The sequence below is a fragment of the Streptomyces sp. NPDC057565 genome, from assembly GCF_042801455.1.
GTDB classification, from domain to species: domain Bacteria; phylum Actinomycetota; class Actinomycetes; order Streptomycetales; family Streptomycetaceae; genus Streptomyces; species Streptomyces yanii.
Map to the genome: position 1 here is coordinate 129,416 of NZ_JBHVFU010000003.1, position 22,851 is coordinate 152,266.

Here is a 22,851-nt window from a genome sequence, read left to right on the forward strand (position 1 = left end):
GTACGATTCCGGGCCGGACGGTGCGGCTCCGGGCACTCAGCCGGTGGCGTCGGCCTGGCTCGGCACGGATTCGAGCCGCGAGAGCAGCCGCCCGCCGCGATCCTCGGCCATGTCGAGCGTGGCCAGCACGGCGGGCGTCGAGATGCTCGGCAGGACGTAATGCAGCAGTACGGAGATCCGGCGCCCCAAGTCCTCACGCCCGCACAGGACCTGGGACATCACCTGGATTCCGGAGAAGGCGCCCGCCAGCAGTTCGGCGGTCTCACGCGGATGCACGTGCGGCAGCAGCTCGCCCTGGCTCCTTGCGGCGCTCAGCAGATGCTCGAGCCGGTCGATCCAGGCCCGGAAGGGGGTACCCCGGTCGAGACCCTCGACCGCCTGGTCCATCGCCAGCCCGACACTTGCCCTCACCAGGGGTTCGTGGCGGAGCCGGTGGGCGAGAATCATTCCCTGGTCCACCAGCTCCTGAAGCTTCGTCGGCTGCGGCGGCAGCGGAAAACTGTCCAGCTGGACGTCCATCACGCCGAGCGCCAGTTCTTCCTTCGAGTTGAAGTGGAAGTACAGCGCGCCCTTGGTCACCCCCGCCCGGGCGAGGATCTCGCTGATGGTGGCGCTGCTGTAGCCACGCTCGTCGAACACGGCGGCGGCCGCCACCAGGATCGACCGTCGAGTCTGGATCGCGCGCGCCTGCTGGGCCATCAGCTACGAGTCTCTCTAGTCGTGGCGTGGTCGGCGCCACAGGGGTCTGACTGAAAGGGGAAACCGGACTGACGCATCCTACTGCTGGGGTGGTCGGCCTCCTAAGGGCTGTCCCGGGGTGGATCCGCCGGGAGGACGTCTTGATCCGCCTTCCCTCACACGGCGCCCGGCCCCTCGCGCGTCGACCGCGGGCCGGGCACGGGCTTCGGCACCGTCCACGCCCGGCACGCCCCTCGGTGACATCGGCGGTCCGGCCTCGGCCGGTTGCTCACTGCGCCGCGGGGATACGCGTTCCCGTGCCGCTCACCCGCACCCGCGCGTCGCCCGCGCGCAGTTCGACCGCGAGCGTGCCGGGGCGGCCCATGTCCTGACCCTGGTGGAGGGTGAGGACCGCGGCGTCCGGGACGAGCGCCAGCTCGCGCAGGTACGCGCCGAAGGCGGCCGCCGCCGCACCCGTCGCCGGGTCCTCGACCACGCCGCCGACCGGGAACGGGTCGCGGACGTGGAAGACGGTCGCCGACTCGCGCCACACCAGCTGGACCGTGGTCAGGTCGAGCCGGTGCATCAGCGCTTCGAGACGGGCGAAGTCGTAGTCGAGGTCGGCGAGGCGCTCCCGGCTTCCGGCGGCCAGCACCAGATGACGGGCGCCCGCATAGGCGATGCGTGGCGGCAGGGCCGGGTCCAGGTCGCCGGCCGGCCAGTCCAGGGCGGCCAGCGCCTCGGCCAGGTCGTCCGGGGCGACATCCGTGACATGCGGTTCGACGCTGGTGAGGGTGGCGCGGAGTTCGGTGCCCTCCTGGGCGACGGTGACCGGGACCGTACCCGCCTGAGTGGTGAACACGAGGTCACCCGGGCCGTTGCGCTCGGCGAGTGCGATGGCTGTCGCGACGGTGGCATGGCCGCAGAACGGGACTTCGGCCTTCGGGCTGAAGTAGCGGATCGTGTAGCCGCGACCGCCCGATTCACCCGAAGTGCCCGGTCCGGTCAGGAATGCCGACTCGCTGTAGCCGAGTTCCGCCGCGATCGCGAGCATCGCCGCGTCGTCGAGGCGGGACGCGTCGAGGACGACCCCCGCCGGATTGCCGCCCTGCGGGTCGGCGGAGAAGGCGGTGTAGCGCAGGACCTCGGTTCCTGAAATCTCACTCATGACGCTGCTCAACTCTCCCCCGGCCCAGGGCATTCCCGCCCGGGGCGGGCCGGCGCCCCGGACGCGACCCACGGGCGCGGTGGCGGTTCCTGACGCCGGTGCCCGCTTCGCCCAGGAGCAGGAGTCCGGGAGTGCCGCCCGGCGGCGCGCAGGGAATCGTCAGCCCCGGCCCACATACGGCATCGTCGTCGCCAGGACCGTCGCGAACTGCACGTTCGCTTCCAGCGGCAGCTCCGCCATGTGCACCACCGTCCGGGCCACGTCCGCCGCTGCCATCACCGGCTCCACCGCCAGTTCGCCGTTGGCCTGGAGGATGCCGGTCTGCATCCGCTCCGTCATCTCCGTGGCCGCGTTCCCGATGTCGATCTGCCCGCAGGCGATCCGGTACGGGCGGCCGTCCAGCGACAGCGACTTCGTCAGCCCGGTCATCGCGTGCTTGGTCGCCGTGTACGCCACCGAGTGGGGGCGCGGCGCATGTGCGGAGATCGAGCCGTTGTTGATGATCCGGCCACCCTGTGGGCGCTGCTCCTTCATCTGCCGGTACGCGGCCTGCGCGCACAGGAAGGCCCCTGTCAGGTTCACATCGACGACCGTGCGCCAGTCCTCGTAGGAGAGCTCCTCGACCGGGACGGAGCGCGGGCCGAACGTGCCCGCGTTGTTGAACAGCAGGTCGACCCGGCCGGTCCATTCCCGTACGGAGGAGAAGAGTGCGTCCACGTCCTCGGGGCGGGAGACGTCGGCGGGGACGGTGATCGCCCGAGCGTCCGGCCCGGCCAGTTCCACGGTCTCGGCGAGGGGTTCGGGGCGGCGGCCCGCGAGCGCCACCGACCAACCGGCGCCCGTCAGGGCGAGAGCCACCGCGCGGCCGATCCCGGAGCCCGCGCCCGTGACGACGGCCGTCCTCACGTCGGGGTTCAACACTTTGTTGCTCATGACGACGCAGCGTACGCCTCTCGCCTCAAGAGTCGCCGCCGGGCGGCCGGTTCGGCTCCGCGGAGTGATTCCTCGATCGTTCCTCGCCGGTTCCGGCAGCTCCGGGCCGGCTGGTGACCATCACGGCATTCGCGCATATGCGCACTTCATCCCGCGGATCGTTCGTCACGGAGGTGGGGAACCAGGGCCTCACGCCTGCGTGAAGCCCTGCCTCCGTCCGGGTCAGCCGATGTCGTCCGCCGGGTAGCGGACGCCGATGCGGTGACGTACCGCATCGAGCGTCCGCATCACCGACAGCGATCCGTCCAGCGGCACCAGCGGCGACTCCGTCTCACCGGCCCGCAGCGCGCGCAGGACCTCCGCCTGTTCGAACTGCATCCCGCTGAGCCCGTCGCCCGCGGGCCCTGCGGTGAACTCCTCCGGGTCGTGACCCTCCCGGTGCAGCACGAACCGCTCCGGGTAGAAGAAACCGCGCGGGAAGTCGATCCGCCCCCTGGTGCCCGTGACCGACGCGGTCTGCGGGGTGTCGGCGGTGACCGAGCAACTGAGCAGCGCCGTGGCGCCCGACTCCCAGCCCAGCAGCATGCCGGTGTTCAGGTCGACGCCCTCGGGGGACAGCAGCGCATCGGCCTGGACACGGTCCGGCTCACCCAGCAGCAGATGAGCGAACGACACGGGGTACACCCCGAGGTCCAGCAGCGCGCCGCCGCCGAGCGCCCGGTCCCGCAGCCGGTGGTCCGGGCCGAACGGACCCGCGATCCCGAAGTCGGCCTGCACGGTCCGGATGTCGCCGATGGCGCCGTCGGCGATCAGTGCGGTCAGCCGCCGGACGACCGGGTTGCAGTACGTCCACATCGCCTCCATGAGGAAGAGGCCACGGTCCCGGGCGAGCGCCACGAGCTCCTCCGCCTCCCGGGAATTGAGTGTGAACGCCTTCTCGCACAGCACGTGCTTTCCGGCCTCCAGGCAGAGCGCGGTGGCCTCCCGGTGCGCGGAGTGCGGCGTGGCCACGTACACCACGTCGACCTCGTCGTCGGCGGCGAGCTCGGCCCAGCTGCCGTACGCCTTCGGTATGCCGAACCGTTCGGCGAACGCCTTCGCCGACGTGTCCGTACGGGAAGCCACGGCGACCACTTCCGTGTCGGGCATCGCCTGCAGGTCAGCGGTGAAGGTCGCGGCGATGCCACCCGTAGCCAGCACGCCCCAACGCACGGTCCTGCTCATGCCTGCTCCCAAGAAAAGGTCTCGACCACTCCGGTTGAGCTGAGAGCATAGAGGCGGATTCAACTATTTGGAGATGAGAATGCCGGAGACCGGCGTGAGCCGAGCCCAGCACGCAGACATATCGAACGCCACAGCCGGGCCCGGCACCGCCGCGAGCACCGGTGCCGGGCCCGCCACCGCCGCGGCCCGCCGCACCGCACTCCTCGTCACCCTCGTCCTCGGCGGTCTCACCGCTCTTCCGCCGCTCTCCATGGACATGTACCTGCCGGCGCTGCCGGCAGTCACCGACGCCCTGCACGCCCCCGCCGCCACCGTCCAGCTCACCCTCACCGCCTGCCTCGCCGGAATGGCGCTCGGCCAGGTCGTCGTCGGACCGATGAGCGACCGCTGGGGCAGGCGCCGGCCGCTGCTGCTCGGCATGGCGGTCTACGTGCTCGCCACCGCGATCTGTGTCTTCGCGCCCACCGCGGAACTCCTCATCGGCTTCCGCCTCCTGCAGGGCCTGGCGGGCGCGGCCGGCATCGTCATCGCCCGGGCCGTCGTCCGTGACATGTACGACGGCGTGGAGATGGCGAAGTTCTTCTCCACCCTGATGCTGATCTCCGGCGTCGCACCGATCGTCGCGCCACTGATCGGCGGACAGGTGCTGCGGTTCACCGACTGGCGGGGCATCTTCGCCGTTCTCACCGTCGTCGGCGTCGTGCTCACCCTCGTCGTCTGGAAGTGGCTGCACGAGACGCTGCCGCCGGAGGAACGGCACACCGGCGGGATCGGCGAGGCACTGCGCACCATGCGCGGGCTCCTCGGCGACCGGGTCTTCACCGGTTACATGATCGCGGGCAGCCTCGCCTTCGCCGCGCTCTTCGCCTACGTGAGCGCCTCGCCGTTCGTGGTCCAGGAGATCTACGGTGCCTCGCCGCAGACCTTCAGCCTGCTCTTCGGCATCAACTCCATCGGTCTGATCACCGTCGGCCAGATCAACGGCAGGCTGCTGGTGGGCCGGATCAGCCTGGACAAGGCGCTCGGCTTCGGGCTCGGCGTCATCGTCCTCGCGGCGGTCGCGCTGCTGCTGATGACGTCCGGGGTCTTCGGCGAGGTCGGTCTGGTGCCGGTCGCCGCCGGGCTCTTCGTCCTGATGTCCGCGATGGGGCTCGCGATGCCGAACACCAATGCCCAGGCGCTCATGCGCACCAAGCACGCAGCGGGTTCCGCGTCGGCGCTGCTCGGTACGTCGTCGTTCCTGATCGGAGCTGTCGCCTCACCGCTCGTCGGGATCGCGGGGGAGGAGACGGCCGTCCCGATGGCGGTCGTCCAGGTCGTGTGCGCGGTCGGCGCGATGGTCTGCTTCCTGGGCCTGTGCCGACCCTGGCAACGGCAGTCGTAGAAGCTCGGGAACGACCCGGGAGTGTCCGGCGGATCACGGCCGGGACCGCGACGCCAGGCACTCCCCACGTTCTCGTCCCCACCAGGACAGCCCTTGGAGGAGCTCAGTGGGGCGCGCGCGGGTAGCCGAGCAGATGCAGCCGGTCCCGCTCGTCCGTCCACCGGAACACGCCGACGCCTGCCTCCGCCTCCGCGCCCGGCAGCCGCACATTGGACGGCAGTCCCTCCGGGGTCCCGGTGACGACCTCGACGGCGACCGGGCGGCCGCCACCGTTCAGGGCGTCCGTCGCGTTGCGCACGCTCGTCGCGCCGTACGCGATGCCCTCGTCCGTGACGGAGGCCAGCGTCAGTCGCTTCGAACCGTCCGGCGCCTCCAGGCAGAAACCCTTCTTGGCCGTCAGGTCGAAGGCGAGGTTCCCGGCCACCAGATAGCCCCCCGAGGGCGACATGACGGCCTGCGGGTACTGGCCCGGCTTGATGGCCACCTTGTTGCACTCCACCGTGGCCACCGGTTTCCCCGTCTCCGCGTCGTGCACCGCCCACAGGTCATGGGTCTTCGCCGGCTTCTGCCCCTTGGCGAGCTGCCACTTGGCCAGCACCCAGCCGGGGGCCACGGTCGTCGGGATCCCGCTGGTGCGGTCGGCGTTCTTCGGGGCGACGTTCCGGCTGAACCAGCCGCCCTGTACCCAGAACTCCCGGGCCCCGCTCACCAGCAGGCCCTTCTTCGTCAGTCCGAACACCTCGGTGAGCTGCTTGCAGGACGGGCAGTCCTTCGGGTACTTCAGCGCCGAGGGAGCGATCTTCGAGATCCGCCCGGTCGCCGGGTCGACCACGACACTGGTCGTCCGACCGTCGCTGATCAGGATGTCGGGGCCGGAGGCGATGACGCTCGGGGCGGAGGACCACGGCACCTCGATGCGCCGCCGGGCGCCGTCCTTCACGTCGTACACATCGAGGGAGACGATCGTGTCGGCCGGGGTCAGCGCGTTCACGCCGACCTTTCCGTACGTCCAGGTGACGAAGTACTCCACGTCGTTCTTGGTGACCAGGAGCAGCTTCGGGGAGTGCTTCGAGGCCGGCGGCCGCCAGTTCTCGCCCTTCCAGCCCGCCTTCCCGGTCTCCGAGTCGATGGTCTCCAGCCGGTACTGGTTGTCGGCGACCCGCAGCAGATAGCCGAGGCGCCCCGTCGTCCGGGAGATCGCGTAGTCGGGAGAGGTGTTGACGAGCTCCCAGCCGCTCTGTGTGGTGTACGCGGGAGGAACCGTGAGCTGCGTCGCCGGGCCCGGACCCGTGGGCGTCGGCACCGGTTTCGCCGGCTTGTCGGCGTCCTTCGTGTCCTGGCTGCCCCCGGCACCGCACGTGGCCAGCAGAAGCAGCAGGGCGAGTACGAGCACACCGGCGACCAGAGTCAGGCGCACGATCTTCTGTCTCATGGTCCCCTCCGATGAGCAATCCTGGCGTCGCGCCGGTCAGCGTAGCAACTGGCCGGGGTTTACCAGGAGTTCGGATCCGGCGCTGTTCCGCGAAGGTCCCGTCCCGGACGACGGGGCGCGGGACGGGGCAGGCGCCGGCCGGGGAACAACCGGTCGTATCCGCCTACAATTCGTCGGTGAACGTCACCCTCTCCACCGCGGAAGCCCTGCGCAGGGCGCTGGCCGGACTCCTCGACGGGCTGCCGCCCAAGCAGGCCGCGCAGGCTGTCGACCGGCTCATCGCCAACTACCGGGGGGCCACCCCCACCGATGCCCCGGTGCTCCGCGACCGCTCGGACGTCGCCGCGTACGCCGCGTACCGCATGCCCGCGACCTTCGAAGCGGTGCGGTCCGCCCTCGCCGCCCTCCGTGAGGCCGCTCCGGAGTGGACGCCCGCCACGCACACCGACATCGGCGGCGGCACGGGTGCGGCGAGCTGGGCCGTCGCCGGGGCCTGGGAAGGCCAGCGGACCACCGTCCTGGACTGGGCCGAGCCCGCGCTCACCCTCGGCCGCGAGCTCGCCGAGGCCTCCGGCATCGAGGCCCTGCGCGCCGCCGAGTGGAAGCGGGCCCGGATCGGCGCGGGACTGGAGCTCGACCCCACGGACCTGGTGACCATCAGCTACGTACTCAAGGAACTGACGGCGCAGGCACGCACCGGGCTGGTCGACACCGCGGCGGCCGCCGCACAGGCCGTCGTGATCGTCGAGCCCGGCACCCCCGACGGCTATGCCCGCGTCATCGAGGCCCGCGACCGGCTGATCGCCGCCGGACTGACGGTTGCCGCCCCGTGCCCGCACAGCGACGCGTGCCCCATCGAGCCGGGCACCGACTGGTGCCACTTCTCGGCCCGGGTCAGCCGCTCCTCGCTGCACCGGCAGGTGAAGGGCGGCTCTCTGCCGTACGAGGACGAGAAGTTCAGCTATGTCGTGGCGACCCGCTTCGCCACCGAACCGGTGCGCGCCCGGGTCACCCGCAAGCCGCAGATCCGCAAGGGGCAGGTGCTGCTGGACCTGTGCACGCGCGACGAGGCCCTCCAGCGCTCCACGGTCACCAAGCGGCACGGCGAGCTGTACCGGGCCGCCCGGGACATCGCGTGGGGCGACGCCTGGCCGCCGCCCCACGACGAGGACAGCCCTTAGAGGAGCTCACAGAATGGGAGTCCGATCAGCTCGCGGCGTCCGGTGCGTGCGATCGCAAGGCGCCGGACGCCGCCGGGCCCACCCTTCGGGCGGCCGGCGGGACTTCCGACACACGCTAGGGGGTGCCCCCCTGGCTCCGCAGCTCCTGGGTGCAGCACTTCACGCTGCCGCCGCCCTTGAGCAGCTCGCTCAGGTCCATCGGGACCGGTTCGAAGCCGCGCGCCCGGAGCGGGTCGAAGAGGCCCGCGGCGCCCTGCGGCACCAGCACGTGGAGCCCGTCGCTGACCGAGTTCAGACCGAACGCGGCGGCGTCCGCCTCCTCGGCGATCAGTGCGTCGGGGAAGAGCCGACGCAGCACCGACCGGCTGCCCGGCGAGAACGCGCCCGGGTAGTACATGATCTCGTCGCCCCTCTCGTCGAGCACGCAGAGGGCCGTGTCCAGGTGGTAGTAGCGCGGGTCCACCAGATCGAGGCCGATCACCGGCCGGCCGAAGAACTCCTGCGCCTCGTCGTGCGAGAGCGGACTGGACCGGAAGCCGCGCCCGGCCAGGAGATACGAGGAGGTGACCGCGAAGTCGCCCTCGCCCTCGTTGACGTGGTCCGGCTCATGGATCTCGGTGAAGCCGTGGTCCCGGAACCAGTCCCGGTGCGCCTCCGCCTCCGCGTACCGCTCCTGGTACGCGAACCGGGCGCCCAGCACCCGCCCGTCGACGACGGTGGCGCCATTCGCGGCGAAGACCATGTCGGGCAGCTCGGGGCGCGGGGTGAGCAGCTCGACGGTGTGGCCGAGCGCGCGGTAGCGGTCGCGCAGGTCCTCCCACTGGGCCTGCGCCAGAGGCAGATCGACCGGCTTGGTCGGGTCCATCCACGGGTTGATGGAGTAGGTGACCTTGAAGTGGGCGGGGGCGCACATCAGGTAGCGGCGCGGGGTGGCTTCGCGGGACGCCGGAGCAGTGGTTTCGCGGGGCGAAGGGACGGCGGCTTCACGAAGCGATGAGGGTGTGGCTTCACGAGGCAATGAGGGCTCCTCACGGACGGCAGGGGTTGCCTGCGGGGTGCCGGGGCTCGCACGGGTCTGTGCGTGAGCTCATGGTGCGCCGTTCGGAGCTACCGCGCAGTGAACCGATCGGGTGGTTCTGCGGGATGCTCCGTGACGTCTACGGAGAGATGCGGAGACGATACGTCTCGCCTCGCTCCGCTGCTACCGTGACGGGCATGGCAGAGAACAGGCCGCCCGACCCCGGCCGCCGCAGCGAGCGCTCCCGCCGGGCGATCTACGACGCGGCACTCGGCCTCGTCGGCGAGGCCGGCTACCCGAGGACGACGATCGAGGCCATCGCCGCCCGCGCCGGTGTCGGCAAGCAGACGATCTACCGCTGGTGGCCCTCCAAGGCCGCCGTCCTGATGGAGGCCTTCATCGACCTCGGCAACCGGGCCGCCGAGCAGGCCGGGGAGGCGGCGTACGCCATCCCGGACACCGGCGACCTGGCGGCCGACCTGAGGACTGTTCTGCGGGCCACCGTCGACGAGCTGAACGACCCGGTGACCGAGGCGCCCACCCGGGCGCTGGCCGCCGAGGGGATCGTCGACGCCGCGCTCGGCGCCGAATTCGTCGAGAAGCTGCTCGAACCGCAGCTGCAGCTCTACGTCACCAGGCTGCGCGCCGCCCAGGAGGCGGGCGACGTGCGCGCCGACATCGATCCGAGGATCGCCCTCGAGCTCCTCGTCGCCCCGCTCACCCATCGCTGGCTGCTGCGGACCCGGCCGCTCACCCACGCGTACGCGGACGCGCTCGTCGACTACGCCCTGCACGGTCTGGCCGCTCGCTGAGTCACACCGTGCCACACAGTCACACCTGGTGCCCCTCCCGGAAAGGTTCACCGGCTCGCGAAGCCCGGCGCCGTACCTCGCCGCGTTGTCGCCTCACCCGAGCCCGTCCGGTACGAGGACGATCCTCCGCCTTGCGATGCACCGCACCGGACGACGCGAGCCTCCCGGCCGACCTTTCCGGTCGCAGCACCGGCCAGTCATAGCCACGCCTGTCATTTCCGGACAAAAGATTGAAAAGAGCCCTGATCAATGCATCGGTCGGCGCCCCCGCTTCAGGACTCTGGCCACCCGGGGCGCAGGATGGTGGGACCATAGGGCAGGGGCAACGCTGAGGTAAGGGGATTGATGGGCGCCGATTTCGGCCGTTCTCGCGGCACAGAGAGCAAGTTTTCCCAATGGCTGCGCCGGCGACCCAAACCGCAGCAGCGCGCGGTCGACGACACCGCCCGGGAGGCGCTGCTCCTGGCCGTCGCCGAGGCCGGAATGCCGATCGCGCCCGCCGCCCACCCGATCGGCTACCGATGTTCGTGCGAACGCATCGGCTGTCCCACTCCCGCCAGGCACCCCGTCTCCTTCGCCTGGCAGACGCAGTCCACCACCGACCGCGCCCAGATCGAGCGCTGGGCCCGCAGCCAGCCACAGGCCAACTTCATCACCGCGACCGGCATGATCCATGACGTCCTCGACGTGCCGTTGACCGCGGGCAGTCAGGCACTGGAGCGGCTCCTCGCCGCGGATGTCGACGTCGGCCCGGTGGCCGTGTCCGGCGAGGACCGGATGCTCTTCTTCACCGCCACCCGCGGCACCCCCGAGGACGAGGACGAGTGGTGGCCCTGCGAGCTGGACTGCCACCCCGAGACCATGGACGAACATCCAGGACTGCGCTGGCACTGCCGCGGCAGCTACGTGCTCCTGCCGCCCGCCCTGCTCCCCGGTGAGCTGGACGTGCACTGGGTCCGCGGGCCGGAGAACCCGCTGCCGGACCCGCTGACGCTGCTGGAGACGCTCACCGACGCCTGCGCGCAGTACGCCGACACGGCGGACCAGAGCGATCTCGACCACGGATCGGTGGCCTGGCCGCTCAGCCGCTGAAGCCGGAGCGCGGGGCCTCACGAGCCCTGCGCCCCCCGTCTCCCACATCACGGCCACCGGATCGCGGGTCACCGCTCCCGGGGCCACGGCGTCATGAGCCCTTCGCCGCCGTGAGCCCCGGCAGTCGGTTCAGCATGATCACCTTGGCGCCGTTCGCAGCGCCCTTCTTCGGGACGTACACCAGTTGGCTGGAGACGCGCTCCTTGGTGAGGGTGGTCTTCACCTCACCGGTCAGCAGCGCCTGCACATCCGCGTTGACGGGCGGACGCAGTCCCTTCGCCGCGGTCTGTTGCTCGAAGTGCTTGCTGCTGAAGAAGACCAGCGCCCCGCCGTCCTCGGTCTCCAGTCCGAGCGGACCGAACGTACCGCTGTCCAGCGGCTGGTCGATGTACTGGTACGAGAAGCCCGCCTGGCGGGTGGTCCTGCGCGCGTCCCGCCAGCCCGAGGTGGCGACCCCGGGGGCGAACACGTCCGGCGCGCCCTTCTGCAGATACTCCGTGTACTGGGTGCCCAAGTCCTCGGGCGCCACGGAGAGTTCACTGCTGTCCGTGGCCACCGGTCGGGCCCGCCCGTCGCTGTCCTTCGCGAAGGCGGGCACCGCGGCGGGCGCCACGACCGACAGATAGGCGGCCCGCCACCCGGAGTCGGGCCCGGACCGCAGGAAGACGATCAGCCAGCGGGTGTCCTGCTTCCCGCTGTCCTGGTCGCGGTTGGAGTCGGTGTCCGCGACGAACCAGCGCGGCCAGCCTGCCTTCTTCGGGATGACATAGGTGGCGTCGGTCAGCTCCAACGGCCTGTGGTTGGCATTGCCGCCGGGGTTGTTCTTCTGCCGCGCCTTCAGACCGGCCTGGTTGATCGCGCCGAGCGAACCGGTCACCCGGTCCGCGTCGAGCGCGGGATCGTAGGCCTTGTCCGCCGCGTTGTACGCGGTGGTGAAGTCCGCGAGGGCCTTCGCGGCCTCAGACTTCGTCGCCGCCGGTACGACTTCCAGCTCGCCGTGCACCGTCACGCACCCGCTCGCCGTCATGCTCAGCACTGTCGCTGCCGCGAGCCCCGTCGCCAGCCGAATCGGCCTCAGGCTTCTCATCCGTTGCTTTCTGCGCCTTCTGATCCGTCGCCCCCACTGACCGTCCGAACCCTACCGGGGCAAGGAACAGTGCGAGCGTGGGGATCAGATACAGCGCCCACACCGTGATCTGAAGAACGGTCGGGTCGGGCTGGAAGTTGAAGGTGCCCTTCAGCAGCGTGCCGTACCAGCTGTCCGGCGGAATCGTGGCGCTGATGTCGAACGCCCGGTTGTGGATACCGCCCAGGAACTCGGCCTCCTGCAGGTCGTGGACGCCGTATGCGAGGACACCCGCCGCGACGACCACCAGCATGCCGCCGGTCCAGGTGAAGAACTTCGCCAGGTTGATCTTCAGCGCACCTCGGTAGAACAGCCAGCCCAGCACCACGGCGGAGGCGATCCCGAGGAACGCGCCGATCATCGGATGCCAGCCGTCGTCCGCCGCGTGCACCGCGCGCCAGACGAACAGCGAGGTCTCGAGCCCCTCCCGGCCGACCGCGAGCAGCGCCGTCGCGACGAGCGCCCCGGTGCCCATCGCGAGCGCCGCGTCCAGCTTGCCGTGCAGCTCCTTCTTCAGATGCCGCGCGGTGCGCCGCATCCAGAACACCATCCAGGTGACCAGGCCCACGGAGATGATCGACAGCGAACCGCCGAGCGCCTCCTGCGCCTTGAACGTCATCTCCTGCGAACCGAATTCGAGACCGGCGCCGAACGCCAGGCTGACGACGACCGCGATGCCGACACCGATCCAGATCGGCAGCAGTTTGCTCTTGTTGCCGGTTTTCACCAGATAGGCGATGAGGATGCAGACGACCAGGCTCGCCTCAAGACCTTCGCGCAGGCCGATCAGGAAGTTGCTGAACACGTTTCGGTTCTCCTTTTCCGCTTCGAGTCCCGTTACGAGAACAGCGCCCGGCCCCACCAGTCGTCCTTGTCGCGGACGCCCGGCGGGACGGCGAAGTGCGCCGAACCCACATGCTGGATGTACTCGTTGAGTGCGTCGTGTGCCGCGAGGCGGCGTTGCAGCGGGATGAACGCCTTACGGACATCGCGCTGGTAGGCGAGGAAGAACAGCCCGGCGTCGAGCCGGCCCAGACCGTCCGTGCCGTCCGTGAAGGAGTAGCCGCGGCGCAGGATCGTCGCACCGTCGTTGCTGTCCGGGTGGGCGAGTCGCACATGGGCGGTCGGCAGCATCGCCTTGAGGAACGGCTCGTCGCGCTCCTTCGCCTTGCCCACCGGGGCGCCCTCGCCCTTGTCCCGGCCGAAGACGTCCTCCTGCTCCTGGAGTCCGGTCCGGTCCCAGGTCTCGATGTGCATGCGGATGCGCCGGGCCACCAGGTACGAACCCCCGGTCATCCAGCCCGCCTTGTCCTTCTCGCCGACCCACACATGCTTGTCCAGGGCCGCGGTGTCGGTGCCGGAGATGTTCCGGGTGCCGTCCTTGAAGCCCATCATGTTGCGCGGGGTCTGGGCGTCGGGCGTCGTCGACGACGTCTTGCCGAAGCCCAGCTGGGACCAGCGGATCGCGGTGCGGCCCATGCCGATCCTGGCGAGGTTACGGATGGCGTGCACCGCGACCTGCGGGTCGTCCGCGCACGCCTGGATGCACAGGTCGCCGCCGCTGCGGGCCGCATCGAGATTGTCACCGGGGAACTTCGGCAGATCGACGAGCGCCTCCGGGCGCCGGTCCTCAAGACCGAACCGCCCCTTGGCGAACAGCGAGGGACCGAAGCCGATGGTGAGGGTGAGCCGGGACGGCTTGAGGCCCAGCGCCTCGCCCGTGTCGTCCGGCGGTGCTTCGGCGAGACCGCCGTACGCCCCGTCGCCGACCGCATGACCGGCCGTCATCCGCTCGGCCGCCCGCGTCCACTCCTTGAGCAGGGCGATCAGCTCGGCCCGGTCCTTCGTCGTCACGTCGAACGCGGCGAAGTGCAGCCTGTCCTGGACGGCGGTGGCTATACCGGCCTGGTGCACACCGTGGAACGGCACCGCGGCGCCGCTGTCCGCGGCCGGCACGGCATCGCTCTCCGTGCGCACCGCGGCGACCGCGCCACCGGCCGCGACCGCGCCGAGCGCCAGCCCGGCACCGCCCCAGCCGAGCAGCGCGCGGCGCGACGGGGCGCGGTCGTGGGTGCCGGAGACAGCCCCCTCGGTGGTGTCCGCGCCGACGGCGTCCGTCCCGGCGGTGTTCTGGGTCTTCTCGGACATGCCTGATGCCTCCCCGTCCGCTACTTCGTCACCGCGGCGGCGAGCTGCGACAGCGGCTCGGCCAGTGCGTTGACGGCATCCGACAGCTCCTTGCGGTCCGTCTTGCCGACCTTCTCGTACGAGGTGAACTCGTAGGAGCTCTTGTCCTTGCGGTACTTGTCCAGCAGCGTGTTCAGCGCCGCGAACTGCTTGTCCAGGGTGGCGGTCAGCGCCGCGTCGTTCTTCGAGGCGATCGGCTTCAGCAGCTCGAACGACTTCTGCGCGCCCTCGACATTGCCCTTGAAGTCGATCAGGTCGGTGTGGCTGTAGCGCTCCTCCTCACCGGTGACCTTGCCGGTGGCGACCTCGTCGAGGAGCTCCTTGGCGCCGTTGGCCATCGAGGTCGGGGTGATCTCCGCTGTGCCGACCCGCTCCTGCCAGTCGACCAGGTCCTTGTAGAGGACCGGGGCGAGGGCCTTCTCCTCGGCGCCGAGCTTCTTGTCCTGCCACAGCGCCTTCTCCAGGCGGTGCCAGCCGGTCCACTTCTGGCCGTCCTCCAGGCCGTCCTCGCGGACGTCGACCTTCGGGTCGATGTCACCGAAGGACTCGGCGACCGGCTCGGTGCGCTCCCAGCCGATGCGGGAGTCGGCGTACGCCTTCTTCGCGGCCTCGATGTCACCCGCGGCAACGGCGTCCGTGAAGACCTTGACCTTCGGCAGCGTCTCGTCGGCCTGCGCCTGCACATAGGTGCGGTAGCCGGCGACGGCCTTGTCCATCTCGGGGCTGCGCTTGACCGCGGTGCCGCCGGTGACCTCGATCTTCTGCCGGAAGCCGGCGCCCTTCATGCCCGGCTTGCAGACGACGTCGTACGAACCGGCCTTGACCTCGGCGGTGATGGTGGCCTTGGTGCCGGGGCCGATGTTCTCGCGCTCGGCGACGATGCGGTCGTCCGGGAAGAGGACGTAGACCTCGGTGACCTTGGATCCCTTGTTCTCCACGGCCAGTGCGACGTGACCGGCCGGGAGGGTCTTCTTCGACACCGCGCAGGAGTCGTCCTTCGCGGTGACCTTCACCGCGCCGTCGCCCTTGCCGTCGCTCTTCTCGGCGCAGCCCGTGACGGCGGTCAGTGCCGCCGCGGTGGCGACAGCGGTGACTACGGAGAAACGAACGGCTCGCATACGGGCTCCACACAGGCTGAAGAGAGGAAGAAATGGGGCTGGACAAAGGCGGGTGAGGCGAACCTAACTTAACCGAGGCTTACCTGACCGATACCCACCCGTGCAGTGATTCAGCTCTCACCTGGGGGGCGGGGGAACGGGGTGATCACGGGTAGCCCATGGGAAACCCAAGGGAAGGTCAATCAATAGTCAAATGGGCGGGTTCCTGTTCGTGCGACGAACTCCCGGGTTGCGCAGACGCTTCGGGCTCCTGGGCGTCTCGGGTGGCTCCGCCACGACCGGCGCAGGTACGGCCGACCGGTGGCCCGCCGCTCCGGCCCTGCGGCGCGACCGACGCCCACGCGATGCTTGAATGCGCACGTGAATGACTTCGACGTACCCGCGGGCATCGACGTATTGCGGGTGTTCTGCGGCCCCGACGGCCGGCAGGGCAACGCCCTCGGAGTCGTACGCGACGGGCGCGCGTACCCCGACGAGGCGTCCCGGCACGCGCTTGCCCGGCAACTCGGCTTCAGCGAGACCGTGTTCGTCGACGATCCCGAGCGCGGTCACGTCGACATCTACACGCCGGGGCTTCGGCTGCCCTTCGCCGGGCATCCGCTCGTGGGCGTCGCCTGGCTGCTCGATCTGGAGATTCTGGAACTGCCGGTCGGGGATGTCTTCGCCCGCCAGGACGGCGAGTTCACCTGGATCACCGCGCGCCCCGAGTGGGCGCCGCCGCGCACACTGGAGCGGTATGCATCCGTCGCCGAGGTCGAGGCGCTGAACGGACCACCGCCCGGGGAGGGCTGGCTCTACGTCTGGGCGTGGGAGGACGAGGCGGCGGGTCGAGTGAGGGCGCGGGCCTTCCCGCGGCGCGTCGATGAGCGCGGCGTCAGCCGCTCCGGTGGAGCCGGGGCTCGCACCGGGGGAATCGTCGAGGACGAGGCGACGGGGGCGGCGGCGCTGCTGCTCAGCGCGCAACTGGGCCGTGCGCTCAACATCACACAGGGGCGGGGCTCCCAGATCCTCACCGCACCCGCACCGGACGGCACCGTGGAAATCGGAGGCCGCATCCTGATGGCGGACGCAGTCCTGTCACCGGCACTGTGACGTCCGTCGGGGCAATCCAGGCGTGCCGCCGACACTGTGACGCCCGACGGATGAACTCAAGCGTGTCGCCGGCGCCGCGATGTCCACGGCGGACCGGGTCCACCGCCGAGAGCCGGTCACCCCGACCCCCGTACCGCCGGGGCCCTACGCGCTCAGCGGGAAGACCTCTCCCAGCTCCTGGAGCACCGCCGTGTTCAGCGAGAACGCCCGCTTGCACTCGTCGACGATCCGCTGCTTCTCCCGGTCGTCGGCGTTCACCGCATCCAGCAGTTCGCGGTAACCCCGCTTGAACGAGGCGGGGTTGGCGATCTCCTCGAAGACATAGAACCGCACCCCGTCGCCCTTGCGCGTGAACCCCCAGATCTTCTCCGCCCTGTCGCGGACGATCTGACCCCCGGAGAGGTCTCCGAGGTAACGGGTGTAGTGGTGCGCGACGTACCCGGCGGGCCAGGTGCGCGCGCACTCGGCGACCCGGTCGGCGTACAGGGCCGTCGTGGGCAGCGGTTCCAGACCCTCGCGCCAGTCCGCGCCTCGCAGATGGGTCAGGTCGCGCTCCAGTTCGGCGGTGCGCATCAGCTCCGACCGTATGAACGGACCCGCGACCGGGTCGGAGCGCAGCGCCTCCGCGTCGTCCTCCAGTGCCCGGTAGACGAACCACAGCTGCTCGGTGTAGCGCGCGTACGCATCCACTCCGAGCCGCCCGCCCAGCAGGTCGCTCATGAAGGTCGAGGTCTCCGCCCGGGTGTGCTGCTCGTGCGACGCCGTGCGGATGAGTGTCGAGAAGGGCGTGGCGGTGGCGGTGGCGTCCAAGGGGGGCCTCCGGGGACCGAGGGGACGGAAGGTTCGGAAAGAGAGGATGTCGACGGCAACTGCGCGCAGCGGTGCCTGTCGACAGCCCCGATCCCGATATTCAGGCATGCCTGAGTCGACAACTTCCCGACGGCCTGTCGGTAAAAACGATACGCCGGATTCCGCTCCTGTGCCCGGTGGGAAAGATCGCGTACGAGGGCTACGGAAGGGTAAGGATCTCCGCGCCCGTCTCCGTCACCACCAGCGTGTGCTCGAACTGGGCGGTGCGCTTGCGGTCCTTCGTCACCACGGTCCAGCCGTCGTCCCACATGTCGTACTGGTGCGTTCCGAGCGTCAGCATCGGCTCGATGGTGAAGGTCATGCCGGGCTGCATCACGGTGGTCGCGTGCGGGCTGTCGTAGTGCGGAATGATCAGGCCGGAGTGGAACGAGGAATTGATCCCGTGCCCGGTGAAGTCCCGGACCACGCCGTACCCGAAGCGCTTGGCGTACGACTCGATGACCCGTCCGATCACATTGATCTGGCGCCCGGGGCGGACCGCCTTGATGGCGCGGTTCAGGGACTCCTCGGTGCGCTCCACGAGCAGCCGGGACTCCTCGTCCACGTTGCCGCAGAGATAGGTGGCGTTGTTGTCGCCGTGCACACCGTTGATGTACGCGGTGACGTCGAGGTTCACGATGTCGCCGTCGCGCAGCACCGTGGAGTCCGGGATGCCGTGGCAGATGACCTCGTTGAGCGACGAGCAGAGCGACTTGGGGAAGCCGCGGTAGCCGAGCGTCGACGGGTAGGCGCCGTGATCGCACATGAACTCGTGGGCGACCCGGTCGAGTTCGTCCGTCGTCACACCCGGGGCGATGTGCTTCGCGGCCTCCGCCATCGCCTGCGCGGCGATCCGCCCCGCGATGCGCATGCGCTCGACGGTGTCGGCGTCCTGGATCTCCGGGCCGGTGTACGGCGTGGGGGCGGGCTTGCCCACATACTCGGGGCGCCGGATGTTTCCGGGTACGGAACGGATGGGAGTGATCTCCCCTGGTACGAGGAGCGACTGGCCAGACATGTCAGCGAGTCTAACCAGCGTGCTTGGGGCAGCATGGCCCCGAGGAAAGGAGCCGATGATGGCCCTGTTCAAGAAGCGCACGGTCGGCAAGCCGGGCGAATGGTACTACTGCCTGGAGCACAAGAAGGTCGAGGAAGGTCCGGAGTGCCCGGCGAAGGACCGGTTCGGGCCGTACACCACGCCCGAGGAGGCCCGGCACGCCATGGAGACGGCGCAGGAGCGGAACCTGGAGTGGGAGAACGACCCCAAATGGCACGACCGTTCCACGCCTCCTGAGACCGACGCGTAGACCCGGCCCCGGGGCTCCGCCCCGGACGCCGTTCCTCACACGCCGGAGGGGCTGGACTGCCCGGACGCCGGGAGACCGGATGCTTTCGCCTGCCGCCGTCGTTCGGCGTCCTCGTCCGTCCCGGAGTCGTACGTGAACAGCTTCGGCAGCGCCGCCGCCAGCAGCGCGACCGAGGCCACGCACGCCACCCCGCCCGACCAGATCGCCGAGCGGGTGCCCGTCCAGCCCGCCATCGCGCCCGCCCGCACCTGACCCAGCTGCGGCCCGACGCTGTACGACAGCACCTCGATGCCCGCCAGCCGTCCGCGCAACTCCTCCGGGATGGTCTGGTTCCAGATCGTCGAGCGGCCGAGCCCGCTGAGCATGTCGCCCGCGCCCGCCGCCGCCAGGCAGCCCAGCACCAGCCACACATTGCTGAACCATCCCGCCGCAGCGATCGCCAGCCCCCAGGCGGCCGCGCCGAAGACCACGAACAGCCCGTGCCGTCGCACCCGTGAGGTCCAGCCGCTCGTCAGCCCCAGCACCAGGGACCCGGCCGACCCCGCCGCGTACATCAGCCCCAGCGACCACTCGGCGTGCAGCTCGTCCGCGAGGAACGGGAAGATCGTGTTCGGGAAGGCGAAGAACATCGCGGCCAGATCGATCGCGTATGTCCCCAGCAGCACCGGCCGGCTCCACGCGTACCGCGCGCCCTCCGCGATCCCACGCAGCGACGGCTTCCGCGCGTGCGCGGCGGGCGGTGCGGGCGCCAGCCGCAGACACAGCAGTACGGAGACGGTGAACGTGACCACCGTGACCGCGTACGCCGTCGCGTGCCCGGCATAGGCCACCACCAGACCGGCCACCGCCGGGCCCGTGATCGCGCCGAACTGCCAGCGCAGCGAGTTCAGCGCGGCGGCCGCGGTGAGCTGGTCGTGCGGCACGATCCTGGCCATCAGCGAGTCCAGCGCGGGCCGCTGCAGCCCGGCGAGCGCGGAGACGCCGCCCGCGACGAGATAGAGCGGCCAGAGCGCAGGGTCGGGCAGCGCGGCATTGGCCAGAAGGACGACGGCGAGCAGCCCCAGCCCCGCCTCGGTGCCCAGGATCACCTTGCGGCGGTCCGCGGAGTCGGCGAGCGCCCCGCCGTACAGACCGAAGACGACCAGCGGTACCAGCTCGACCGCACCCATCGCGCCGACGGCGAGCGGCGAACCGGTGATCTCCTTGATCTGGAGCGGCAGCGCGATCAGCGCCATGAAGCTGCCGAAATAGGTGATCAGGCCCTGGCCCCACAGCAGCCGGAAGTCGGCCGAGGACCGCAAGGGCGAGAGGTCGGGCAGCAGCGCGGCGAGCCGGGCGGGCAGGGCGGAGGTCACGAGGGGTCATGGTCCGGTGCTGTACGTGCCGCGTGCAACCGGTTTTGGCCGCGGTGCGCGGCCATTCACCACCTCGGTGGCGGTGGCGCGGTCAGCTGGTCGGCGAGCCGGGAGAGTCGGTCCCGGAAGCTGCGCCGACCGCGCGGCGCCGGGGCGCTGTTCTCGCCGGCCGCGGCGCTCACCAGATGCTGCACGGTGTCCAGGTCCACATCGTCGGTGCCGGTCACCGCGAGCGTCTCATGGGCCAGCCCACCCACCTCCGGGTCGCCGTCGTCCAGCGACAGCACCGTCGCCCCGGCCCGGCGCGCATCGTGCACCCGCTCCAGCAGCCCGGCCCCGGGCCGCTGCGGGGCCACCAGGAGCAGCGTCTCGCCCCGCCCGGCCGCCTCGATCCGGCCCAGACCGACGGCCAGGTGGGCCGGGTCGCCCGGTTCCACCCGGTGCCGTACGAGCGTGGGAGTCAGCTCCGGCCGCCCGGACCAGGTGGACTCGTCCACGAGATGGGCCGCGAGGTGCCACGGCTCGTACGCCGCCGTCCCCACCAGCAGCAGCCCGCCGCCGTGCGGAACGACGGACGAGCGCAGCGTCCCCGCGAAACGCCGGGCTGCCGCGGGCCACTCGGTCCCGGCGAGCACTTCTCGGAGCAGGGCGACGCGTACGGCATCCATGGCCCGGCATCATGCCGCAGACCCCGTCCCCGGCACCGGCGAACGGCACCGAACCAACCGAACGGGGGCCTGCGTGACGGATGTCGCAGGAGGCCGACCTGGCTTTCCCTTCCAGGGTGGGCAGTAATGTCGGCGCCATGACTACGAACGACAGTGGCAGCGCGCCCAAGCCCCCCGCCAAGGATCCCTGGGACCTTCCCGACGTATCCGGGCTGACCGTCGGTGTGCTCGGCGGCACCGGTCCGCAGGGCCGCGGGCTCGCCTACCGGTTCGCCCGCGCCGGGCAGAAGGTGATCATCGGCTCGCGCGCCGCCGAGCGCGCCCAGGCCGCCGCCGACGAGCTGGGCCTCGGCGTCGAGGGCGCGGACAACGCCGACTGCGCCCGGCGCAGCGACGTCGTGATCGTCGCCGTGCCGTGGGACGGCCACGCCAAGACACTGGAGTCGCTGCGCGAGGAGCTTGCCGGGAAGCTCGTCATCGACTGCGTCAACCCGCTGGGCTTCGACAAGCAGGGCGCGTACGCCCTGAAGCCCGAGGAGGGCAGCGCCGCCGAGCAGGCCGCCGCCCTGCTGCCCGATTCCCGGGTCACCGCCGCCTTCCACCACCTCTCGGCGGTGCTGCTCCAGGACGAGGCGATCGAGGAGATCGACACCGATGTGCTGGTGCTGGGCGAGGCCCGCGCCGACACCGACCTCGTCCAGGCGCTCGCCGGCCGGATCCCCGGCATGCGCGGCATCTTCGCGGGCCGGCTGCGAGGCGCCCACCAGGTCGAATCGCTCGTCGCCAACCTGATCTCGGTCAACCGCCGCTACAAGGCGCACGCGGGCCTGCGTACCACCGACGTGTGAGCGGACGGGCGCCGACGGCCGCACCCTGCGGAGAGCGGAACGGGGCATGAGGGACACTGGACGGGACCGTGCACCGCCCCCGGACAGGAGCTGCCCCCCATGCCCCGCCTCGCTCTCTACGCCCTCGCCGTCTGCGTCCTCGCCGTCGGTGCGGCCGTGGCCTCCTTCGTCCAGGGCAGCTGGCTCGGGATCGTCTGGGTACTGATGGCCGGGCTCTCGTCCAACATGGCGTGGTACTACCTGCGCAAGCAGCGTGCCGGGACCGAGGGCTGAGGACTGTCCTCGGGGGACAGCCCTCAGGGCCTGTCGACGGCACAGGCCGGGTTCGCCGTGCTCCAGAACTGGTAGGCATCGCGTCCGCAGTACGTCCTGAATTCACTCACGCCCAGTGACTGCAGCAGGCTGTGGATCGCGTCGAAGAACACGTGGTTGATCTCCGGGATCCACAGCACGCCGAAGACCGCGATCAGTCCGAACTGTGCGAACGGCTCCACCTGGCGGCGGATCCGGTACGACAACCAGGGCTCGATCACCCCGTACCCGTCCAGGCCGGGGACGGGCAGGAAGTTCAGGATCGCCGCGGTGACCTGGAGCAGTGCCAGGAACGCCAGCGCGTACCGGAACTCCCTCGGGACCCCGTCCAGGGCGTGCAGCCAGAACGGCGCCGTGCAGACGAGCGCGAACAGTACGTTCATCAGCGGGCCCGCCGCCGAGATCAGGCTGTGCTTCCAGCGGCCGCTGATCCGGCCCCGCTCGATGAAGACCGCGCCACCGGGCAGACCGATCCCACCCATGATCACGAACAGCACCGGCAGCACGATGCTCAGCAGCGCGTGCGTGTAGGCGAGCGGGTTGAGCGTGAGGTAACCCTTCTCCCCGATCGAGATGTCCCCGCTGTGCAGCGCGGTGCGGGCGTGCGCGTACTCGTGCAGACAGAGGGAGACGACCCACGCCGCCGTGACGAAGAGGAAGACCGCGAGCCCCGGGGGAGACCCGAAGGCCGTCCACACCGCCCAGCCCGATACCGCCATGACGGCGACGATCCCGAGGAAGACCGGGCTGATCCGCCGGTCGCTCCGGGCTGTTGCAGTGGTCATCAACGGACTCCAGGTGGCTGGGTGCGGGGGAGTGCGTCGGGGCGGGCACGAACCCCGACCGTACCGGTGGCACGGAGGAAACGTCTCGCGCCGACGCGGTGGTTCCGGACCTGCGCCCGTACCCCGTGCGGAGCTGTTTCCCCGAGAGAGCAGGAACTCCGCCCGCATGCTGCCCGTCCGGGACGGTCCGAACCCGGCTGGTGCTGATCGCGGAAGACCTGACGGGCCGCAGGCCCGACAGGCAGCGTGAGCGAGAAATTTCCGCAGGTCCCATGACGCGAC

At 70.5% G+C, this 22,851-nt stretch carries 23 protein-coding genes; 8 read left to right on the forward strand and 15 right to left on the reverse strand.

The features are described from left to right. Positions 1–36 precede the first annotated feature (36 nt). The 4 genes from ACFU8W_RS07850 to ACFU8W_RS07865 all read right to left on the reverse strand — a co-directional run bounded on the left by ACFU8W_RS07850 (position 37) and on the right by ACFU8W_RS07865 (position 4,003). Positions 37–699 carry a ScbR family autoregulator-binding transcription factor gene (locus ACFU8W_RS07850; protein ID WP_345512889.1) on the reverse strand — a complete coding sequence of 221 codons (663 nt, stop codon included), beginning with the start codon at positions 697–699 and terminating at the stop codon, positions 37–39. A 268-nt stretch (positions 700–967) separates the two neighbouring features. Beyond that, positions 968–1,846, reverse strand: coding sequence for a PhzF family phenazine biosynthesis protein (locus tag ACFU8W_RS07855; RefSeq protein ID WP_384033328.1), 879 nt, complete (start codon positions 1,844–1,846; stop codon positions 968–970). 159 nt (positions 1,847–2,005) lie between these two features. Beyond that, positions 2,006–2,779 carry an SDR family oxidoreductase gene (locus ACFU8W_RS07860; RefSeq protein ID WP_384033331.1) on the reverse strand — a complete coding sequence of 258 codons (774 nt, stop codon included), beginning with the start codon at positions 2,777–2,779 and terminating at the stop codon, positions 2,006–2,008. A 222-nt stretch (positions 2,780–3,001) separates the two neighbouring features. After that, positions 3,002–4,003 carry a Gfo/Idh/MocA family protein gene (locus tag ACFU8W_RS07865; RefSeq protein ID WP_384033334.1) on the reverse strand — a complete coding sequence of 334 codons (1,002 nt, stop codon included), beginning with the start codon at positions 4,001–4,003 and terminating at the stop codon, positions 3,002–3,004. Between the two features lie 79 nt (positions 4,004–4,082). Between ACFU8W_RS07865 and ACFU8W_RS07870 the strand changes: the two genes are divergently transcribed. Further along, complete coding sequence (locus ACFU8W_RS07870) at positions 4,083–5,387, forward strand: multidrug effflux MFS transporter (RefSeq protein ID WP_384033337.1); 1,305 nt, start codon at positions 4,083–4,085, stop codon at positions 5,385–5,387. A gap of 103 nt (positions 5,388–5,490) precedes the next feature. On the opposite strand, the gene ACFU8W_RS07875 is transcribed toward ACFU8W_RS07870, so the two are convergent. Continuing rightward, positions 5,491–6,819 (reverse strand): hypothetical protein, encoded by a 1,329-nt coding sequence (locus ACFU8W_RS07875; protein WP_384033340.1) that lies wholly within the window; start codon positions 6,817–6,819, stop codon positions 5,491–5,493. Positions 6,820–6,995: 176 nt separating this feature from the next. On the opposite strand from ACFU8W_RS07875, the gene ACFU8W_RS07880 reads away from it, so the two are divergent. After that, positions 6,996–8,000 (forward strand): small ribosomal subunit Rsm22 family protein, encoded by a 1,005-nt coding sequence (locus ACFU8W_RS07880; protein ID WP_384033343.1) that lies wholly within the window; start codon positions 6,996–6,998, stop codon positions 7,998–8,000. A gap of 115 nt (positions 8,001–8,115) precedes the next feature. Here ACFU8W_RS07880 and ddaH read toward each other — a convergent pair whose 3' ends face one another. Then, positions 8,116–9,018 (reverse strand): dimethylargininase, encoded by a 903-nt coding sequence (gene ddaH, locus ACFU8W_RS07885; protein WP_345512881.1) that lies wholly within the window; start codon positions 9,016–9,018, stop codon positions 8,116–8,118. Positions 9,019–9,215: 197 nt separating this feature from the next. Between ddaH and ACFU8W_RS07890 the strand changes: the two genes are divergently transcribed. Together ACFU8W_RS07890 and ACFU8W_RS07895 are read left to right on the forward strand one after the other, a co-directional pair. Beyond that, a complete protein-coding gene (locus ACFU8W_RS07890) occupies positions 9,216–9,830 on the forward strand; it encodes a TetR/AcrR family transcriptional regulator (RefSeq protein WP_327246702.1) in 615 nt (204 codons plus the stop codon). Positions 9,831–10,175: 345 nt separating this feature from the next. After that, positions 10,176–10,922 carry a bifunctional DNA primase/polymerase gene (locus tag ACFU8W_RS07895; RefSeq protein WP_345512879.1) on the forward strand — a complete coding sequence of 249 codons (747 nt, stop codon included), beginning with the start codon at positions 10,176–10,178 and terminating at the stop codon, positions 10,920–10,922. A gap of 91 nt (positions 10,923–11,013) precedes the next feature. On the opposite strand, the gene ACFU8W_RS07900 is transcribed toward ACFU8W_RS07895, so the two are convergent. Genes ACFU8W_RS07900 through efeO form a run of 4 tightly spaced genes read right to left on the reverse strand, consistent with a single transcriptional unit; the run spans position 11,014 to position 15,353 of the window. Further along, positions 11,014–11,949, reverse strand: coding sequence for a hypothetical protein (locus ACFU8W_RS07900; protein WP_384033348.1), 936 nt, complete (start codon positions 11,947–11,949; stop codon positions 11,014–11,016). Further along, positions 11,882–12,853: an iron uptake transporter permease EfeU gene (efeU, locus tag ACFU8W_RS07905; protein WP_345513005.1), complete on the reverse strand. Its 972-nt coding sequence runs from the start codon at positions 12,851–12,853 to the stop codon at positions 11,882–11,884. The genes ACFU8W_RS07900 and efeU overlap by 68 nt, the downstream gene beginning before the upstream one ends. Positions 12,854–12,885: 32 nt before the next feature. Further along, positions 12,886–14,196 (reverse strand): iron uptake transporter deferrochelatase/peroxidase subunit, encoded by a 1,311-nt coding sequence (efeB, locus tag ACFU8W_RS07910; protein ID WP_384033351.1) that lies wholly within the window; start codon positions 14,194–14,196, stop codon positions 12,886–12,888. A gap of 20 nt (positions 14,197–14,216) precedes the next feature. Beyond that, positions 14,217–15,353: an iron uptake system protein EfeO gene (gene efeO, locus ACFU8W_RS07915; RefSeq protein WP_384033354.1), complete on the reverse strand. Its 1,137-nt coding sequence runs from the start codon at positions 15,351–15,353 to the stop codon at positions 14,217–14,219. Positions 15,354–15,713: 360 nt separating this feature from the next. Here efeO and ACFU8W_RS07920 point away from each other — a divergent pair, with 360 nt between their 5' ends. Next, positions 15,714–16,445, forward strand: coding sequence for a PhzF family phenazine biosynthesis protein (locus ACFU8W_RS07920; protein WP_384033357.1), 732 nt, complete (start codon positions 15,714–15,716; stop codon positions 16,443–16,445). Between the two features lie 144 nt (positions 16,446–16,589). On the opposite strand, the gene ACFU8W_RS07925 is transcribed toward ACFU8W_RS07920, so the two are convergent. Together ACFU8W_RS07925 and map are read right to left on the reverse strand one after the other, a co-directional pair. Beyond that, positions 16,590–17,255, reverse strand: coding sequence for a heme oxygenase (biliverdin-producing) (locus tag ACFU8W_RS07925; protein WP_384033360.1), 666 nt, complete (start codon positions 17,253–17,255; stop codon positions 16,590–16,592). 199 nt (positions 17,256–17,454) lie between these two features. Then, positions 17,455–18,312: a type I methionyl aminopeptidase gene (gene map / locus ACFU8W_RS07930; RefSeq protein ID WP_384033363.1), complete on the reverse strand. Its 858-nt coding sequence runs from the start codon at positions 18,310–18,312 to the stop codon at positions 17,455–17,457. A gap of 58 nt (positions 18,313–18,370) precedes the next feature. Here map and ACFU8W_RS07935 point away from each other — a divergent pair, with 58 nt between their 5' ends. After that, positions 18,371–18,601 carry a hypothetical protein gene (locus tag ACFU8W_RS07935; protein ID WP_037694672.1) on the forward strand — a complete coding sequence of 77 codons (231 nt, stop codon included), beginning with the start codon at positions 18,371–18,373 and terminating at the stop codon, positions 18,599–18,601. Positions 18,602–18,636: 35 nt separating this feature from the next. Here ACFU8W_RS07935 and ACFU8W_RS07940 read toward each other — a convergent pair whose 3' ends face one another. Both ACFU8W_RS07940 and ACFU8W_RS07945 read right to left on the reverse strand, forming a co-directional pair. After that, positions 18,637–19,956, reverse strand: coding sequence for an MFS transporter (locus tag ACFU8W_RS07940; protein ID WP_384033366.1), 1,320 nt, complete (start codon positions 19,954–19,956; stop codon positions 18,637–18,639). A gap of 65 nt (positions 19,957–20,021) precedes the next feature. Further along, entirely contained in the window at positions 20,022–20,624 is a 603-nt protein-coding gene (locus ACFU8W_RS07945) for a hypothetical protein (protein WP_384033369.1), read from the reverse strand. Between the two features lie 137 nt (positions 20,625–20,761). On the opposite strand from ACFU8W_RS07945, the gene npdG reads away from it, so the two are divergent. Next, the gene (gene npdG, locus ACFU8W_RS07950) at positions 20,762–21,472 is read left to right on the forward strand and encodes an NADPH-dependent F420 reductase (RefSeq protein ID WP_345512869.1); all 711 of its coding nucleotides are present in this window, start codon (positions 20,762–20,764) and stop codon (positions 21,470–21,472) included. 99 nt (positions 21,473–21,571) lie between these two features. After that, positions 21,572–21,745 (forward strand): hypothetical protein, encoded by a 174-nt coding sequence (locus ACFU8W_RS07955; RefSeq protein ID WP_327246712.1) that lies wholly within the window; start codon positions 21,572–21,574, stop codon positions 21,743–21,745. Between the two features lie 23 nt (positions 21,746–21,768). Here the strand turns inward: ACFU8W_RS07955 and ACFU8W_RS07960 are convergent, their stop codons facing one another. Further along, entirely contained in the window at positions 21,769–22,569 is an 801-nt protein-coding gene (locus ACFU8W_RS07960; protein ID WP_384033372.1) for a site-2 protease family protein, read from the reverse strand. Positions 22,570–22,851: the final 282 nt, after the last annotated feature.

Bases quoted from the DNA above. Each gene is read 5' to 3' on its own strand.
- ACFU8W_RS07855 (WP_384033328.1), bottom strand. From the start codon at position 1,846: ATGAGTGAGATTTCAGGAACCGAGGTCCTGCGCTACACCGCCTTCTCC.
- efeO (WP_384033354.1), bottom strand. From the start codon at position 15,353: ATGCGAGCCGTTCGTTTCTCCGTAGTCACCGCTGTCGCCACCGCGGCG.
- ACFU8W_RS07945 (WP_384033369.1), bottom strand. From the start codon at position 20,624: ATGGATGCCGTACGCGTCGCCCTGCTCCGAGAAGTGCTCGCCGGGACC.
- ACFU8W_RS07870 (WP_384033337.1), top strand. From the start codon at position 4,083: ATGCCGGAGACCGGCGTGAGCCGAGCCCAGCACGCAGACATATCGAAC.
- ACFU8W_RS07890 (WP_327246702.1), top strand. From the start codon at position 9,216: ATGGCAGAGAACAGGCCGCCCGACCCCGGCCGCCGCAGCGAGCGCTCC.
- ACFU8W_RS07955 (WP_327246712.1), top strand. From the start codon at position 21,572: ATGCCCCGCCTCGCTCTCTACGCCCTCGCCGTCTGCGTCCTCGCCGTC.
- ACFU8W_RS07875 (WP_384033340.1), bottom strand. From the start codon at position 6,819: ATGAGACAGAAGATCGTGCGCCTGACTCTGGTCGCCGGTGTGCTCGTA.
- ACFU8W_RS07895 (WP_345512879.1), top strand. From the start codon at position 10,176: ATGGGCGCCGATTTCGGCCGTTCTCGCGGCACAGAGAGCAAGTTTTCC.
- efeB (WP_384033351.1), bottom strand. From the start codon at position 14,196: ATGTCCGAGAAGACCCAGAACACCGCCGGGACGGACGCCGTCGGCGCG.
- map (WP_384033363.1), bottom strand. From the start codon at position 18,312: ATGTCTGGCCAGTCGCTCCTCGTACCAGGGGAGATCACTCCCATCCGT.
- ACFU8W_RS07865 (WP_384033334.1), bottom strand. From the start codon at position 4,003: ATGAGCAGGACCGTGCGTTGGGGCGTGCTGGCTACGGGTGGCATCGCC.
- ACFU8W_RS07960 (WP_384033372.1), bottom strand. From the start codon at position 22,569: ATGACCACTGCAACAGCCCGGAGCGACCGGCGGATCAGCCCGGTCTTC.
- ACFU8W_RS07860 (WP_384033331.1), bottom strand. From the start codon at position 2,779: ATGAGCAACAAAGTGTTGAACCCCGACGTGAGGACGGCCGTCGTCACG.
- ACFU8W_RS07935 (WP_037694672.1), top strand. From the start codon at position 18,371: ATGGCCCTGTTCAAGAAGCGCACGGTCGGCAAGCCGGGCGAATGGTAC.
- ACFU8W_RS07850 (WP_345512889.1), bottom strand. From the start codon at position 699: ATGGCCCAGCAGGCGCGCGCGATCCAGACTCGACGGTCGATCCTGGTG.
- ACFU8W_RS07900 (WP_384033348.1), bottom strand. From the start codon at position 11,949: ATGACGGCGAGCGGGTGCGTGACGGTGCACGGCGAGCTGGAAGTCGTA.
- npdG (WP_345512869.1), top strand. From the start codon at position 20,762: ATGACTACGAACGACAGTGGCAGCGCGCCCAAGCCCCCCGCCAAGGAT.